Here is a 15,400-nt window from a genome sequence, read left to right as displayed (position 1 = left end):
GCCCGTTTTATTTTTGGATATTTGACTAGATAGACCTGTTACTCTGCCGCAATAAGGTCACTTGTCCGTTGATTTTCCGGCAAGGCCATATCGTGCCGCAGCTTGGCGCGAAGTTCGTCAATAGAACGGATACGTTTGATCTCGTCAAAACAGGCTTCACCCTGGGTGTGGCTTTTGCGGATCAGGGCCATCCATTGTTTGATGCGCCCGGCCTGATGATTTTCCGACGCACCATCTGACGCCATCAGATCGCAATAGGCCAGCAACATGGACAGAACATCCGCCCAGCTTTCCTTGGACAGGTGTGATCCGCCTTCAAATGCCTTGATCCGGTTGGCAAGGTCCGGGGCGGCAATGGCGCCCCTGCCGATCATAAAGCTGTCGCAGCCCGATATATCGCGGCATTTCTGATAATCCGCGACATCCCAAATCTCGCCATTGCCGGTCATGCCAATGGAAATGGCTTCGCGAATGCGTGCAAGGTATTCCCAATGCGCTGGCGGTTTGTAACCTTCCATCTTGGTACGCGCATGCACAGTCAGGTGCTGCGCGCCACCGGCCTCAACCGCACGCGCAATATCAAGGAACATTTCCTTGTCGGAATAGCCAAGCCGGACCTTGGCACTGACCGGGATGTGATCCGGAACCGCACGGCGCACAGCGGCGACGATTTCATACAGATTTTCCGGGCATTTCAAAAGCGACGCTCCGGCTTCACGCTTGTTCACGGTCTTGGACGGGCAGCCGAAATTGATATCAATGCCGGGCGCGCCAAGCTCTACCGCGACAACCGCGTTTTCGCCCATCAGTTCCGGGTCATGGCCCATCAGCTGAACCAGAACCGGCACACCCGAAAGTGTCTTGCCGCCGTTCAAAAGTTCCGGGCAATAACGATGAAACACGTGCGCGGGAAACAGGTTCTGCGACACGCGGATAAACTCGGTCACGCACAGGTCGAACCCGCCGGTCGCACTCAGCAATTGCCGAACGCGCCAGTCAACAAGTCCTTCCATCGGTGCCAGCACCAAGTGCGTCATCGGGTTTACCCAGTTTCAGAAAATCAGTTGGCGGCTTTTACCACAAACCGTCCAAACCTGCCGGTGAAAAATCACAGATCAGCCTTGCCGTCCTGCGCGTACCCTTGGTGAAATGCGGCAGAAATAGCGCATTGCTGACACGGTTTCAGCGAAATTGAGGGCTAGCTTTGAAACATCAAAAACAACAATGAAAGGGCATAAACATGCTCTATATCTTTGAAAGCGCGCTTGATGAAGTCGAAGCGGTCTCGCGCGAAGCCCGTGAAAAACTCTCCGGCCTTGAACAGGTTTTGCAATCAACCTCCGAAAGCATCCGGGTCCTTCAGGAACGTCTTGAACAGACAGCCGGTTGATAGTTTCGGATCATTCTTGATCCATGTCTTTGAAACGACACATCGGTTGGTCCATGCTGGGTGTTATGTTAACCAGCGTGAATGTCGCCGGTGCCCACGGTGCCAAAGTAACGCCGCGATACCAAAACAAGGAGGATTGCAGGATGCTGTATATCGTAGAAAAAGCCCTGGATGAGCTCGAATCCGTACCGACCGAAAAGCGCGAAGGCCTCAAGCATCTTGATCAGGAAATCAACGATGCGGTCGAGAAGCTTAAAATCCTGAAGGAAAAGCTGAAAGCCGCTGAAAACAAGTAAGCCAGCCACAGCGAAATGGTTTAAGAGGCCGCGCGTTTTGTGCGGCCTTTTGTTTTGCCTATTTCGCGGCGATCTTGATCAGGCCGAGCAATTCCTCGACCGCGGCGGTCGGGTTGGTGGTGCCCGATAAAACGTCAGCCTCAAGCGCCTGAATTCGGCTTGCCACGTCATTACGCGCGGTAAAGGTTTCAAGCAACCGGTCGCGCAGCATCGTCCACATCCAGTCATGTTGCTGGCGGGCGCGCTTGGCGGTGAACTCGCCTTCTTTTTCCATCACGGCGCGGTGCTGGTTGATCAGATCCCAGATGTTATCAAGCCCGTCATTGATGAGTGCTGAAACCATCACCGATTGCGGGCGCCAATGTTTGCTGGTGGGCTGCATAATTCGCAAAGCTGAGGAATACTCACGTTTTGCTTCGCGGGCCTTGGCCGGATCGGCATCGGCCTTGTTCACCGCAATCAGATCGGCAATTTCAAGAACGCCCTTCTTGATTCCCTGAAGCTCATCACCCGCACCGGGCAACATCAGGACAAGGAAGAAGTCGGTCATCTGCGCGACCATGGTTTCGCTTTGTCCCGCGCCCACGGTTTCGACCAGGACCACATCAAACCCGGCGGCCTCGCACAGAAGGATGGTTTCGCGCGTCATGCGATTGACCCCGCCCAGATAGCCACTGCTGGGCGATGGGCGGATATAGGCATTGGGATCAATCGAAAGCTCGTTCATCCGGGTCTTGTCACCCAGAATGGATCCGCCCGACCGCGCGCTGGTCGGATCAACGGCAAGCACGGCGACCTTTTTACCCGCCTTGGTCAGGTTCTTGCCAAACGCCTCGATAAAGGTCGATTTGCCAACACCGGGTACCCCAGTGATACCTATGCGCTGCGATCCGCCTGTGTTGGGCATGAGTTCGGCCAGAACCGCTTGCGCCTGTTCGAAATGTTTGGGGTTGCGGCTTTCAACCAGCGTGATCGCGCGCGACAAAATGGTGCGGTCGCCTGCCAGAACTCCTTCGACGATTTCATCGGTCGAAAGCACACGTCTGCGCACGGCCTTGCGCGGGCTGACCGTGCCGCCCGAGCCTGCAGGTATGGTGCGCAGTGTTTCTTTCACCAGGCGTTCCTTGAATTTGGCGCGTTTCACGCTAGCAAAGCGTTACGTCGAGCTGGAAGGAAGCGGCGATCAGGCCGCTTCCTCGCCAGACTGATTAAGCTTTTCTAGCAGGTCGCCAGCTGCTTCGGCAATGACCGTTCCGGGCGGGAAGATCGCCTCGGCCCCGGCTTCGAACAGTTTGTCGAAGTCCTGCGGCGGGATCACGCCCCCGGCAACAATCATGATGTCTTCACGGCCAAGCTTATCAAGCTCGGCCCGAAGCTGCGGCACAAGGGTCAGGTGACCAGCGGCAAGCGAGCTTGCCCCTACGATATGAACATCGTTTTCGACCGCCTGTTTGGCGGCTTCTTCCGGGGTCTGGAACAGCGGGCCGATATCAACATCAAAGCCCAGATCGGCAAAGGCCGTTGCGATCACCTTTTGCCCACGGTCATGACCATCCTGCCCCATCTTGGCGATCAGGATACGTGGGCGACGGCCTTCATTGGCCTCAAACTGCCTGATCAGGCGATCAACCTTGGCCAGCGCCTCGTTATCGGCGCCGACTTCGGTTTTATAAACGCCCGAGATGGAGCGAATAACCGCCTGATGACGGCCATAGACCTTTTCAAGCGCATCGGAAATCTCGCCAACCGTACATTTGGCACGGGCCGCCTCGACAGCGAGTTCAAGCAGGTTGCCATTGCCGGCATCGGCGGCATTGGTCAGCGCGGTCAGGGCACTTTCAACTGCTGCGTTGTCACGTTCGGCGCGCAGACGTTCGAGTTTTGCGATCTGCTGACGGCGGACTTCGGCGTTATCGACCTGAAGCACATCGACCGGGCGATCATCGGTGACGCGGTATTTGTTCACACCGACCAAGGTTTGACGGCCGCTATCAATGCGGGCCTGCGTGCGGGCCGCTGCTTCTTCGATGCGCATTTTCGGAATGCCGGCTTCAATTGCCTTGGCCATACCGCCTTGTTCTTCGACCTCGGCGATATGCGCCCATGCCTTTTCCGCCAGATCGCGGGTCAGGCGTTCGACATAGTATGAACCACCCCACGGATCGATAACATTGGTGGTGCCGCTTTCCTGTTGCAGGAACAGCTGGGTGTTACGCGCAATCCGGGCCGAGAAATCGGTCGGCAGGGCCAATGCCTCGTCCAGTGCATTGGTATGCAGCGACTGGGTATGGCCCTGTGTTGAGGCCATCGCCTCAACACAGGTGCGGACGACGTTGTTAAATACGTCTTGGGCGGTCAATGACCAACCCGACGTCTGGCTGTGGGTGCGCAGCGACAGCGATTTGGGGTTTTGCGGATCAAACTGTTTGATCAGCTTGGCCCAGATCATGCGGGCTGCGCGCATCTTGGCGATTTCCATGAAGAAGTTCATGCCAATCGCCCAGAAGAACGACAGACGCGGCGCGAATTTATCAATCGGAAGGCCCGCCGCCTGACCGGCACGGGCATACTCGATGCCATCCGCCAGTGTATAGGCGAGTTCAAGATCGGCCGTCGCACCGGCTTCCTGCATGTGATAGCCGGAAATCGAGATCGAGTTGAATTTCGGCATGTTTTGCGAGGTAAAGGCAAAGATATCCGAAATGATCCGCATCGATGGTTTCGGCGGATAGATATAGGTGTTGCGCACCATGAACTCTTTCAGAATGTCATTCTGGATGGTGCCCGAAAGCTGTTCGTGCTTCACACCCTGTTCTTCGGCGGCCGCAATATAAAGCGCCATCACCGGCAGAACCGCACCGTTCATGGTCATGGAAACCGACATCTCATCAAGCGGGATGCCATCAAAAAGCGTGCGCATGTCATAGATGCTGTCAATCGCCACACCGGCCATGCCAACGTCACCTGCGACGCGCGGATGATCACTGTCATAGCCACGGTGGGTTGCCAGATCGAAGGCAATCGAAAGCCCTTTTTGCCCGGCGGCAAGGTTACGGCGATAAAACGCGTTCGATTCCTCGGCTGTCGAGAAACCGGCATATTGGCGGATTGTCCAGGGACGTTGCACATACATGGTCGGGTAGGGGCCACGCAAAAACGGCGGCATGCCCGGCATGGTGTTCAGGTGATCAATGCCGTCCAGATCCTTGGGGCCATAAGATGATTTGACATCAATGCCTTCTGGCGTGGTCCAGGGCGTGCTTTCAAACGGGTCCTTGGCACCTGCGGACGCGCCATCAAACAGCGGAAGGTCGGAGAAATCAGGAATGCGGGTCATGGTTATTTCTCCCCCTGTTTGCCAAGAAGATGATCAAGTGCGGTACCGCAAATGGCAAGGACATCGGCCCCGACAAAAACAAACTCGTTAATGCCGGCGGCTTCGTAAGTCGACCTCGCATCGCCCGGCTGGCCAGCAAGATAAACCATGCTGGCCCCTTTGGATTTCAGCGCCTTGGCAACATCCGCTGCCATGTCAGCATATTGCGGGTCTGATCCGCAAATGATGGCGATTTTCGCCCCGCTTTCGCCAAAGGCGGTTGCAACGTCATCGGCAGTGGCAAAGCCGTTATTGGTGATCGCCTCGATCCCGCCGGCTTCAAAGAAGTTGCGCGCAAAGGTCGCGCGTGCCGTGTGCTGGGCAACCTTGCCAAGATTGGCCAGGAAGACCTGCGGGAAGGATCCGGTCTTTGCCTTATGCGCATCAGAACGTTTGCGAAGCGCCTCATAACGTTCGGCAAGTCGATGGGCGGGCAGGGCACCGATACATGTCGCGGCGCTGGTGCCATAAAGATCGGTAAACATATGCCCGATGGTGGCACCGGCGCGCGCGGCCTCAATCATGGCGCTCAGGCTTTTGCCGACCGTGCCATCAAATTTGGTCTGACGGGCCTTGGCATCTGCAACGATCGCCTCAAGGTCCGGCTTTTCGCAGGTTACTTTTGCTTCTGTGATGTTGGGGAATTCCGACACACCGGTCAGCGGATCCCGACGGGTCGACAGGCGTTTTTCACGGGCGTTCCAGACGGTCTCGATCTCGGTCTTCAGACTGCCATTGGCAAGGGCACTTAAAATGCCACCCGATGATTCAAGCGACTGGAACTTGGACCAAGCTGCCTTCGCCAGTTCCTTGGTCAGGTTTTCAATAAACCACGAACCACCCGCCGGATCGATGACCCGGTGCACGTTGCTTTCTTCCTGCAAAATCAGTTGGGTGTTGCGCGCAATGCGGCGCGCAAAGCCATCGGGCAGGCCAATCAGATGATCATAAGGCAGGCAGGTCACACTATCCGCACCGCCAAGACCGGCGGCAAAGCTTGTCACCGTGGTGCGCAGCATATTGACCCACGGATCAACCTTGGTCAGGGCCATTTCGGCCGAAACCGCATTGATCGTAATCGTTGCATCCTCGGCACCCGATGCCGAAAGAACGCGGCTCCACATCATGCGAAGCGCACGCAGCTTGGCGATCCCGGCAAAGAAGTCCGTGCCGATGGCGACGTTAAACACCATCGCACCCGCGGCCTGATCAACCGCCATCCCGGCATCGGTCAGGGCACGCAAATAGGTCACCCCGCTTACCAGCAAACAGGCCAGTTCCTGAGCATCGGTGGCCCCGGCATTGTAATAAGGTGCGCCATTCACCGAAATTGCGGTCGCCAGCGGGAACAGATCAATCAGCTCAACCGCAACACTTGCCGCATGATCAACCGCCTCCTGTGCGCCACAGGGCAGGGTGCCGGTAGATGCCAGGGTTCCGATCGGGTCGATGTTAAAGGCCGGTGCGGCTTCGTCGGCACCGTCGGTATTTGCGATATGGGCAGCCAGAAGTGCTGCGGCCGGAACACCAGCCGCCCCGGCATCAAGTCCGACGGTGGCAAGGTTGGTGTAAACATCCTCAAGCGCGGCATCAAGGTCCGCCAGACAATGAATGGCAATCCCATCAACACCGACCTCTGCAGAACTGATTTCGCGCCCCGCACGGGCGGCGGCATCAAGCCTTAGCGTGATTGAGGTCGCCCCATTTTCAAGGTCCTCGAGGATCGCGGCATTGGTGGCCTTGGGGTCGGGATGGGTATGAAGTTGACGGATGTCCCAGCCGGTGACGGTTTCGCGCGGCTCGACCGTGGCATTAAGAACTTCGTGGATCAGCCGGGTCGCGTCATCCTGATCATCATTTGTATAGATCGGCTGAACGGAAAACCCATCAAGCGTATTGGTGACAAGCTTCTTTTCGAACGGTGCCCCTTTAAGGGCCTCCTCGGCAAGCTTGCGCCAACTTGCGTAATCAGCAGATGGAAATTCGGATGCGAGCTTTAGCGGGTCGGACATGGTTTCTCCCGGCTTGGTGTGTCCCGTCCTTGATGCGACTCCATATGGGGTCTTCATATGGCGTCGGGCACGGAACGTTGCCAAATTCTATTCTACTACGGATTCCCAGTACCCGGTACACCCCGCCCGGCCCATTTCATGCCAAGAAAACACCATCGGTATTCTGACTCGCGAGAAAGCCTGCAAAAAGGCCGTCACGCTTACAGTTGCGGGGGCAGTTCCGGGCTTGGCCAAAGTGCGCTAAAGCACGGCCGCACCGGATTCCCGATCCTATTTTCCGGTCACATTCGCGACATGGCGGTTTATAGCACCTGTCCTTAATTCCGTAAATAGGCATGGAAATGCCTATTTAGACGGATATCGACCCCGACAAATCAGGTTTCCGTAACGTTATGTCGGCGGAAACATTGGGGTTTTGCACGTCTGTTCGTGGTTTGCGCGCCGCATGGTTCCGATCCTTGCGGCCTTATACTTTCGCGGCACGGGTGCAAGATCAGGGTGAAGCCGGAACATTGCGTGGCAAAAATTTGGCGGGTTTAACCAATTTGACATTTTCGTCTGTCAGTTTGGACTTGTCCCAAAACTCGGAGTATCGCCATCCATGAACGCGCTCAGCGCCATGCCGTCGCAATTCTGTCCTGATGGACTGGTTGCGTTCGCCGACGACAGTCCCAGCGCCAAAGCAGCCCTTGAAACAGTGTTGCGTCGGGCAGGATATGACGTGGCCGGTTTTGATTGTGCCGATGATCTGATTGATCAGCTGGACGGGCTTTATCCCCGTGCCATCATCCTTGATATCGAAATGCCGGGTATGAGCGGCTTTGAAGCGTTCTGCGAAATTCGCCGCCGCTATCCCAACAGCCAAAACGTGCCGGTTTTCTTCTTCTCGGCCCATTATGATGCCGACACCCGCGCACAAGCCGATGCGCTTGGGGCGGCCGATTTCATCAGCAAGGACGCCAGCCCGAAAGTGGTGCTTGAGCAACTCAATCGGGTGCTGGGTCATTCCATCAGTGCCTGCTAGCGGTGCTGCCAGACCAGCCCTGCCTTGATCAATCCTGAACGGATCGCCACGCCCTGCCTTACGCAGGGCGTTGTTGTCTGTGGGTCCTGTGGGTCTCCTCGCCCAGGGAAATGATGCTGTCTGCAGCACCATGCACATGATAAAGCCGGTCTGTCGGCAAGGTGGTTGCCGGATCAATCGCAGGCTTCTTGGCGAGCCGATCATAGATCGGGGCGAGCGGCACATTCATCGCGTCAAACAACTGATCGTAACTTTCCAGAACGAAATAGGTTTTCTGGAAATCATCAATCGCATAATCCGTGCCCATGACGCGTTCAAGCTCGAACGCTACCCGGTTTGGTGTGGGATCGGTCACCGAATAGATGGTTTCGGTTTGCGATGACAACATGCCAGCCCCATAGGCGCGCAATCCATGCGGGGTCATGATCAGGCCAAACTCCACCATGTACCAATACATCCGCGCCAGCTGTTTCAGGCCGCCCATCGCAATGGCCTCTGGGCCCTTGGCGCCATAGGCTGCCAGATAGTCGGCAAAGGTCGGGTCATAGAGCATCGGCACATGACCAAAAAAGTCATGGAAGATGTCGGGTTCGACCAGATAATCCATTTCCTCGGGCTTGCGCAGCCACACCGTGACCGGGAACCGCCGATTGGCAAGATGGTCAAAAAACACATCATCAGGCACCAGCCCCGGAACAGCCACAAGATGCCAGCCGGTCGCCGCATGGAGCTTCTCGCTAACCCGGCCGAAATGCGGAATCTGATCCGCCGCATCAAGTTTCATCAGATTGCGAATGTAATCCTCGGCGGCATAACCGGCCAAAATGCGCGACTGGCGGTCATAAAGTTTGCGCCAAAGTTCGTGCTCGGCCTCGGTATATGTGCTCCAGTCCTGATCGATGGTGTAGTCGTCATTGATGTGGCTGTAATCACCACGCAGATCGTTTCCCTGATTCATGGCCGTCCTCTTTCGGGTTCTATTGCCGATTTACAAGGATCATTTTACATCAACTCTAATGTCATTTTCTGGCCAATAGGGCATCGAAATCGGCTATGATGTGCATATTGTGACCTTGTGTGTTTGATTTGGGGTTTAAAATGACCGACGTGACGCTAAGTGCGACCGATATCCGCATCCTGCAGGCCCTGCAAAAGGACGCCGCCATCAGCAATGTTCAACTGGCTGAAATGGTCGGCATGTCGCCATCGCCGTGTTTGCGTCGGGTCAAACAGCTTGAGGCATCCGGGGTGATCAAACGTCAGGTCGCCCTTCTGGATCGCAAGAAACTCGGCTTTGGGGTGCTGGCGACCATTCAGGTCCGCTTGCAAAGCCATACCGAACAAGGGGCGGAGGATTTCGCCCGCGCGATGAATGATCTTCCGGAAATCCTGTCCTGCTGGGCGATGACGGGACGGCAGGATTTTCTGCTGGTGTCTGTGGCACGCGATATCGAAAGCTTTGGCGATTTTGTTACCCATCAGTTGCTTTCAATGCCCAATGTGCGCGATGTGCAATCCAGTCTGGTTTTAAAGGAATACAAGAACCTGACAGCCATACCGTTGCCGAAAGGCGGTTAAAGGTATCGGAAAGACGTATGCGGGGCCGGGTGCAAATGCACCCGGCCCAGTCTTTGGTGGCAGTCGCAATCAGGTGCCGAGACCACCCGCGATATTGATGGTCTCGCCAGTGATGTACCCGGCATGCGGACCAGCAAAAAAGGCGATGGTTTCAGAAACTTCCTCCAACGTAGCAATACGTCGGATCGGATGCATATCGAGAAGCGCATCCGGGATGTCATCCCCAAGGACTTCAGTTGCCATCTCTGTTGGCATCACACCGGGCTGAATGACATTCACCGTGATGTTGCGTCCACCGAGATCGCGGGCAACACCCTTGGCATAGCCGACAAGGGCAGCTTTGGTTCCAGCATAATCAGCAGCGCCGGCAAATGGAACGTAACTACCAAGCAATGAGCCGATAAAGATGATGCGGCCACCGTTGGAAAGCCTGGGTGCGGCCGCACGGGTATTGGCGATCGTTCCCATGACATTGACCTGCCACTGACGGTTATAATTTTCGCCATCAAGTTCGGGATCATCCACCGACTGTCCCTGTATGGCGATGCCTGCATTATTCACAAGAATGTCGAGTTTGCCGAATTCGGCAATCACGGCGTCAATCAACGGCTTGGCAGAGGCCAGATCGGATTGATCGCTTTTGATGGCGATCGCGCGAACGCCTTTTGATCCGAGCCTATTGACGACGGCCTTGGCCTTTTCGTCAGAGGACGCATAGCTGATGGCAACATCTGCGCCAAGATCGGCAAGCTTTTCAGCTGTTGCCGCGCCGAGGCCACGAGAACCACCCGTGACAAGAGCAACTTTTCCGCTGAGAACTGCGGTCATGATAAAACCTTTCTGTGTGAGGAAACTGGTCGCAGAATTCGGCGACCAATATTTCATAACGATCATTACGATAATGCTAGTTATGAAAACTGGACATGACCTGTCAAGTGGTTTAGTAACGGTCGTTACGAAAAAGAAGGATCGGTTTGATGGGACGTCATCGCGAATTTGATGTGGAAAAGGTACTTGACGCTGCACTGCGCGTTTTCTGGCGTAAAGGCTACGAGGGCGCGTCTTATGCCGATCTGACAGAAGCGACCGGTGTGGAACGCCCGGCCCTTTATTCCGCGTTTGGTAATAAAGAAGCCCTGTTTCGTAAGGCGCTGGACCGCTACTACGAGCACTATCTTGATTTCATTCCGGTTGCGCTCGACCGCCCGACGGCGCGGGAAGTTGCCGCCCACATTCTTTATCAGGCCGCTGAGCTGCATACGCGCTATGCCGACCATACGGGCTGTCTTGGCATCAATGGTGTTCTTGCCGGATCAGACGATGCTGAGGCTGTGCGAAAAGCACTGATTGATGCCCGCGCAGAGGGCGAGGCAATGCTTCGCAAGCGATTCGAAAAGGCAAAGACCGAGGGTGACTTGCCAGCATCTACTGATGCTGCGGCGCTTGCGTCATTCGTTCTCACCGTCCTGCATGGCATGGCCGTGCAGGCCAAGGCAGGCTTCAGCCGCGAACGCCTCGAACGTATTGCCGATCAGGCACTTTGCGCCTGGCCGCAAGCATGACGCTACCTCTATTCATCGTGATCTTGCGACAATCAACGCTCTGCCCTGACAGGGTGTTTTTTATATCTGCGAAGGCTGGTCTTGCTTGCCTTCACGCCCATATTTCGGGCATAGCATGATCAGGGTTCATACCTCGGTCGACCCCAAGTCCATCCAGCCCCGGAGCTTCGCGAAATGCCTCAGTCCCCAGTGCCCCTTGCCGCCAACCCGATCCTTGCAGAAGCCACACGCGGCGATATGGTCGAAAGTTTCCATCGCGGGCGCTACGTCGTGATGACGTCTGACGGGACAGTGGTTGATCAGGGGGGCGATATTGATGCGCTGATGTATCCGCGATCGGCGATCAAACCGCTTCTGGCCATTCCGTTTGTTGAAAGCGGCGCGGTAGAGGCCTTCGGGCTTGAGGACAAACACATTGCCCTTGCCTGTTCATCGCATAATGGCGAGGAAGAACACGCCCAAACCGTAAAGGCGTGGTTGGAGAAGATCGGTCTTTCGGTCGATACGCTGGAATGCGCCCCGCATTATTCACTCAGCCTGAATGCAGCGATTAAACAGGCGTCTGATCATGTGAGCCTGACGAAGGCGCACAACAATTGCTCTGGCAAGCATTCCGGGTTCCTGTCGACCGCGCAGCAGTTGGGCGAAGATCCGAGCGGCTATATCGAAGAATCCCATCCGGTTCAGCAACGCCTGATCAAGGTGTTGGAAGAAATGGGGGATTGCGATCTGTCTTCGACCCCGCGCGGTATTGATGGATGTGGCATTCCGGTGATTGGCATGCGGTTGCGTGATCTGGGCCTTGCCATGGCGCGGATGGCAGATCCGGTGGGCCTTGATGCCAAACGTATTGATGCGATCAAGCGCATCCGCAAGGGCTGTGCAAATGCGCCCTTCATGGTTGCCGGAACCGGGCGTTTTTGCACCGGTATCATGGAAGAATGCGGTGAAGATGCACTGGTCAAGGTCGGCGCAGAGGGGGTCTATTGCGCGGCCTTCCCCAAACAGGGGCTTGGTGTGGCGCTTAAGATCGATGATGGCACCCAGCGCGGGGCAGAGGTTGCGATGGGCGCGATCCTGCGCAAACATGGCGTGATTGATGACGCCAAGGCAGAGGTCCTTAAAAAATACCTGACCCCGGTTCTGACCAACTGGGCGGGCAAATATGCCGGGGACTTGCGCCCGGCCTTCTGATCAAAACGGGGAATAGATGCAAAGCATTGCGGCCTATATCTTTGCGGCGATTGCCGAAATTGCCGGGTGTTTTGCCTTCTGGGCCTGGCTTCGGTCCGGGAAATCGATCCTTTGGGTCGTGCCGGGTGTGGCATCCCTGATTGTCTTTGCCTGGCTTCTGACCCGGGTTGAGGCCGACTTTGCCGGGCGGGCCTATGCGGCCTATGGCGGGGTTTACATCACGGCATCAATCTTCTGGATGTGGGTGGTTGAACGCACCACCCCCGACCGCTGGGATGTAACCGGATTGCTGGTTTGCCTTTTGGGGGCCGGGATCATCCTGTTTGCCCCGCGTTAGGTCTTGGTTTTTTCGGATTTTGCGTCGGACTTTTTGCCGGTGCGGTCTTCGGCGGGCAGAAGTACGCGGAAAGTCGTTCCCTTTCCCATGTCGGTTTCAAACCAGATGCGCCCGCCGTGACGCACCGTGACGATGTCATGGGTGATCGAAAGTCCCTGTCCTGTGCCCTTGCCAACTTCCTTGGTGGTAAAGAACGGGTTGAACACCTTTGACCTGTTTTCCTTGGCAATGCCAGTTCCGTTGTCGGAAATCGAAATCAGGATGCTGTCATCAAGCGACGTGGTCTTGACCGTGATGTGACCTTCATCGGGTTTGCGCCCGGCCGCCTGAATGGCCTGTGCCGCGTTGACGATCAGGTTGAGGAAGACCTGATTGACCTCGTTGATGTGGCAGGGAATATGCGGGATTTCCGGATCGAATTCTTCGGTGATGTCGGCATTGTGTTTCCATTCATTGCGTGAAATCACAATCACGTTCGACAGGACCCGGTTGATGTCGGTGGTGGTTTTTTCCGTCCCGCCGGGGTGGGAGAATTCCTTCATCGACAGGACAATTCGCGCCACCTGATTAATGCCATCAAGGGATTGTTGGGTGGCATGCGGGATTTCCTCAAGCAGGAATTCAAGATCGGAATCACGCATTTGTCGGGCGAAATCCTCAAACGTATTGGGCGGCAAATTTGCGCGGTTTTTCCACAGGGTCTGCAAGGCGAGACCAAGCATGCGTGACAGCGCCCCGTAACTGTCATTAAGGAACTTCAGGTTATCGCGGATATACTGGCTGGGCGTATTAATTTCATGGGCAATGCCGCCAGCAAGATGGCCAATCGCCTCAAGCTTAAGGGCCTCGCGCAGGTCTTCTTCAAGCTTCTTTTGCGCGACTTCCGCGTTCTTGCGTCGGGTGATGTCGCGGAAAATGTAAAGATAACTCATCTCGGAGGCGAAATTGGCCGGACTTACGATGATTTCCATCGGAAAGCTGTCGCCATCAAGGCGCTGCGCCATGGTTTCGGTATAGTCATATTTCAGCACACCACTGCTGATATTGATGCAGCGGTTCAAAAGCTTGTGGCGCACGGTTGCCTTGCGATCAATGAACATCACATCGACCGAAGTGCCCAACAGCTCATCGCCGGTTGCGCGCAGGATTTCGGCGGCTGATTTGTTGAAGTCCTGGATCATGCCGGTGGCATCAATGATCAGGATCCCCTCGACAACGCTATCAAGAATGGTCTTGAGCCGCTGCATGGTTTCGAGCTTGCGGCGCTTCTGTTCCCCCATCAGTGCCAGGAAGTGGGCGCGAACGTCTTCTGGCGCATCAATTTCCTTGGCTGCCTCAAGCAGATCCGCCCCAGATGTCAGATCGGATGTGCCACTCAGGATCTTGGTGTCGTGCAGGTTTTCAATCTTTTCAGACATCAGGCCCCTCCGCCCCCGGCAACCTGGTCATGCCCGCCGCGCCGGACACGAATGGGTTCATGAAACTGGTGAAGTTCCTGAAAAACGCGCAGCCGCTGGATCTGAATTTCGGAAACGTAATTGCCATGGGTCAGCAAGATATGCCCGTCGCGCGTTTCGATATCGGTCAGCAGGAAATCCCCGATCCGCAGGTTCTTGAGGTAAATGTCATGCTCCGTGCCGGTCGGATAGGCAACTTTGTCGTAGGACGGGTCTTCCTGGGCAAGGATCGCCTCGATCTGGTTTAGCAGTTCCGGGTCATAGCGTTCAGGCTTGTGGCGCAACTCGTCAAAGTGCTGTTTGACGACAAGATCACTTTCGACAATTTTGCCAAGGTCGTTGAAAATTCGAAGGACCCGCGCACCCAACGGAATTTCCGTGCCAAGCGGGCCTTCGGCCGGGAAGCCCGATCCGTCAAAATTGCGGTTTTGCAGATAGACAATACCGGCAACTTGTTCCAGCCGCGGGATATTGGAAATCAGTTTGCGTGCCACCTCGGGCGTGCGACGGACCACATCTCGTTCAAGCGGCTGAAGCGGCTTTTCATCGCCAAGACGGGCAAGGATTTCCGGCGGCAGGGAGACATAGCCAATGGGCGCCAGCAACGCGGCCAACCCCAACTCCCACGGATGCGGGTAGCCGATCTGTTTGGCAATGGTATCGCACCAAAGCTTGGCGCGCATGGCCTTGCCAAAAATCGCTGGATTTAGCTGTGCCAGCACTTCGGTCAGGACCTTCACACTGCCTGCCAGGGTCTGTTCGATCAGCGCCTTTTCTGCAGTGATCAACTGATATTGGCGCAAGCCCGCCTTAACACCGGCAATCAGGTCCTCGTCCTCGCACGGCTTGTTGAAAAAGCGGAAAATATGCCCCCGGTTGATTGCTTCGACCGCGGTATGCTGGTCGGCATTGCCGGTCAGCATCATGTTGACCGTGTCGGGGCTGAGTGTGGCAACCTCGGCCAGTAGCTTCACACCGTCCATGTCGGGCATGCGCATGTCGGCAACACAAACCGCATATTTGTTGCCCGCCTTGATTTTCTCAAGCGCCTGAAGCGGGCCGACCGCCGTGTCGAAATCGAACTTGCCGCGCAGCTTGCGCTTAAGTCCCATCAACAGGTTTTCATCGTCATCAACGAAGAGTACAGGGGGATTCTGTGTCATCATCTCTCTCC

General features: G+C 55.9%; 15 protein-coding genes and 1 riboswitch. Of the genes, 7 read left to right on the top strand and 8 right to left on the bottom strand.

Translation table 11 applies throughout. The features are described from left to right. Window positions 1-38 precede the first annotated feature (38 nt). Window positions 39-1,037: a tRNA-dihydrouridine synthase gene (locus IT893_RS17150; protein WP_197146100.1), complete on the bottom strand. Its 999-nt coding sequence runs from the start codon at window positions 1,035-1,037 to the stop codon at window positions 39-41. 203 nt (window positions 1,038-1,240) lie between these two features. Between IT893_RS17150 and IT893_RS17145 the strand changes: the two genes are divergently transcribed. After that, window positions 1,241-1,390, top strand: coding sequence for a hypothetical protein (locus IT893_RS17145; RefSeq protein WP_157097702.1), 150 nt, complete (start codon window positions 1,241-1,243; stop codon window positions 1,388-1,390). 143 nt (window positions 1,391-1,533) lie between these two features. Further along, on the top strand, window positions 1,534-1,686 hold the full coding sequence (locus IT893_RS17140; protein ID WP_157097701.1) for a hypothetical protein: 153 nt from the start codon (window positions 1,534-1,536) through the stop codon (window positions 1,684-1,686). Window positions 1,687-1,744: 58 nt separating this feature from the next. Here the strand turns inward: IT893_RS17140 and meaB are convergent, their stop codons facing one another. The 3 genes from meaB to IT893_RS17125 form a co-directional block, all read right to left on the bottom strand. Continuing rightward, entirely contained in the window at window positions 1,745-2,800 is a 1,056-nt protein-coding gene (gene meaB / locus IT893_RS17135) for a methylmalonyl Co-A mutase-associated GTPase MeaB (protein WP_197146099.1), read from the bottom strand. Window positions 2,801-2,869: 69 nt separating this feature from the next. Continuing rightward, complete coding sequence (scpA, locus tag IT893_RS17130; protein WP_197146098.1) at window positions 2,870-5,023, bottom strand: methylmalonyl-CoA mutase; 2,154 nt, start codon at window positions 5,021-5,023, stop codon at window positions 2,870-2,872. A 2-nt stretch (window positions 5,024-5,025) separates the two neighbouring features. Further along, window positions 5,026-7,074 carry a methylmalonyl-CoA mutase family protein gene (locus IT893_RS17125; protein WP_197146097.1) on the bottom strand — a complete coding sequence of 683 codons (2,049 nt, stop codon included), beginning with the start codon at window positions 7,072-7,074 and terminating at the stop codon, window positions 5,026-5,028. 135 nt (window positions 7,075-7,209) lie between these two features. Next, window positions 7,210-7,389: riboswitch (cobalamin riboswitch) on the bottom strand. A gap of 286 nt (window positions 7,390-7,675) precedes the next feature. Between IT893_RS17125 and IT893_RS17120 the strand changes: the two genes are divergently transcribed. Further along, window positions 7,676-8,098, top strand: coding sequence for a response regulator (locus tag IT893_RS17120; protein WP_008888386.1), 423 nt, complete (start codon window positions 7,676-7,678; stop codon window positions 8,096-8,098). 58 nt (window positions 8,099-8,156) lie between these two features. Here the strand turns inward: IT893_RS17120 and phhA are convergent, their stop codons facing one another. After that, window positions 8,157-9,056 (bottom strand): phenylalanine 4-monooxygenase, encoded by a 900-nt coding sequence (gene phhA / locus IT893_RS17115; RefSeq protein ID WP_197146096.1) that lies wholly within the window; start codon window positions 9,054-9,056, stop codon window positions 8,157-8,159. Between the two features lie 140 nt (window positions 9,057-9,196). Here phhA and IT893_RS17110 point away from each other — a divergent pair, with 140 nt between their 5' ends. Next, window positions 9,197-9,676 (top strand): Lrp/AsnC family transcriptional regulator, encoded by a 480-nt coding sequence (locus IT893_RS17110; RefSeq protein WP_197146095.1) that lies wholly within the window; start codon window positions 9,197-9,199, stop codon window positions 9,674-9,676. 69 nt (window positions 9,677-9,745) lie between these two features. Here the strand turns inward: IT893_RS17110 and IT893_RS17105 are convergent, their stop codons facing one another. Then, window positions 9,746-10,504: an SDR family NAD(P)-dependent oxidoreductase gene (locus IT893_RS17105; protein ID WP_197146094.1), complete on the bottom strand. Its 759-nt coding sequence runs from the start codon at window positions 10,502-10,504 to the stop codon at window positions 9,746-9,748. 149 nt (window positions 10,505-10,653) lie between these two features. Here IT893_RS17105 and IT893_RS17100 point away from each other — a divergent pair, with 149 nt between their 5' ends. From IT893_RS17100 to IT893_RS17090, 3 genes are all read left to right on the top strand, one after another. Then, the gene (locus tag IT893_RS17100; protein WP_197146093.1) at window positions 10,654-11,238 is read left to right on the top strand and encodes a TetR/AcrR family transcriptional regulator; all 585 of its coding nucleotides are present in this window, start codon (window positions 10,654-10,656) and stop codon (window positions 11,236-11,238) included. 174 nt (window positions 11,239-11,412) lie between these two features. Next, complete coding sequence (locus IT893_RS17095) at window positions 11,413-12,432, top strand: asparaginase (protein WP_197146092.1); 1,020 nt, start codon at window positions 11,413-11,415, stop codon at window positions 12,430-12,432. Between the two features lie 16 nt (window positions 12,433-12,448). Then, window positions 12,449-12,769 (top strand): YnfA family protein, encoded by a 321-nt coding sequence (locus IT893_RS17090; RefSeq protein ID WP_120224147.1) that lies wholly within the window; start codon window positions 12,449-12,451, stop codon window positions 12,767-12,769. Here IT893_RS17090 and IT893_RS17085 read toward each other — a convergent pair. Both IT893_RS17085 and IT893_RS17080 read right to left on the bottom strand, forming a co-directional pair. After that, window positions 12,766-14,187 carry a nitrogen regulation protein NR(II) gene (locus tag IT893_RS17085; protein ID WP_197146091.1) on the bottom strand — a complete coding sequence of 474 codons (1,422 nt, stop codon included), beginning with the start codon at window positions 14,185-14,187 and terminating at the stop codon, window positions 12,766-12,768. The genes IT893_RS17090 and IT893_RS17085 overlap by 4 nt on opposite strands. Next, window positions 14,187-15,389, bottom strand: a complete 1,203-nt coding sequence (locus IT893_RS17080; protein ID WP_197146090.1) for an HD domain-containing phosphohydrolase — start codon at window positions 15,387-15,389, stop codon at window positions 14,187-14,189. Before IT893_RS17080 ends, IT893_RS17085 begins: the two co-directional genes overlap by 1 nt. Window positions 15,390-15,400: the final 11 nt, after the last annotated feature.

The organism is Thalassospira sp. A40-3 (assembly GCF_015871485.1).
Classification (GTDB): domain Bacteria; phylum Pseudomonadota; class Alphaproteobacteria; order Rhodospirillales; family Thalassospiraceae; genus Thalassospira; species Thalassospira tepidiphila.
This window is presented reverse-complemented; position numbering and strand designations above follow the sequence as displayed.

Bases quoted from the DNA above. Each gene is read 5' to 3' on its own strand.
- IT893_RS17150 (WP_197146100.1), bottom strand. From the start codon at position 1,037: ATGACGCACTTGGTGCTGGCACCGATGGAAGGACTTGTTGACTGGCGC.
- IT893_RS17145 (WP_157097702.1), top strand. From the start codon at position 1,241: ATGCTCTATATCTTTGAAAGCGCGCTTGATGAAGTCGAAGCGGTCTCG.
- IT893_RS17140 (WP_157097701.1), top strand. From the start codon at position 1,534: ATGCTGTATATCGTAGAAAAAGCCCTGGATGAGCTCGAATCCGTACCG.
- scpA (WP_197146098.1), bottom strand. From the start codon at position 5,023: ATGACCCGCATTCCTGATTTCTCCGACCTTCCGCTGTTTGATGGCGCG.
- IT893_RS17125 (WP_197146097.1), bottom strand. From the start codon at position 7,074: ATGTCCGACCCGCTAAAGCTCGCATCCGAATTTCCATCTGCTGATTAC.
- IT893_RS17120 (WP_008888386.1), top strand. From the start codon at position 7,676: ATGAACGCGCTCAGCGCCATGCCGTCGCAATTCTGTCCTGATGGACTG.
- phhA (WP_197146096.1), bottom strand. From the start codon at position 9,056: ATGAATCAGGGAAACGATCTGCGTGGTGATTACAGCCACATCAATGAC.
- IT893_RS17110 (WP_197146095.1), top strand. From the start codon at position 9,197: ATGACCGACGTGACGCTAAGTGCGACCGATATCCGCATCCTGCAGGCC.
- IT893_RS17105 (WP_197146094.1), bottom strand. From the start codon at position 10,504: ATGACCGCAGTTCTCAGCGGAAAAGTTGCTCTTGTCACGGGTGGTTCT.
- IT893_RS17100 (WP_197146093.1), top strand. From the start codon at position 10,654: ATGGGACGTCATCGCGAATTTGATGTGGAAAAGGTACTTGACGCTGCA.
- IT893_RS17095 (WP_197146092.1), top strand. From the start codon at position 11,413: ATGCCTCAGTCCCCAGTGCCCCTTGCCGCCAACCCGATCCTTGCAGAA.
- IT893_RS17090 (WP_120224147.1), top strand. From the start codon at position 12,449: ATGCAAAGCATTGCGGCCTATATCTTTGCGGCGATTGCCGAAATTGCC.
- IT893_RS17085 (WP_197146091.1), bottom strand. From the start codon at position 14,187: ATGTCTGAAAAGATTGAAAACCTGCACGACACCAAGATCCTGAGTGGC.
- IT893_RS17080 (WP_197146090.1), bottom strand. From the start codon at position 15,389: ATGACACAGAATCCCCCTGTACTCTTCGTTGATGACGATGAAAACCTG.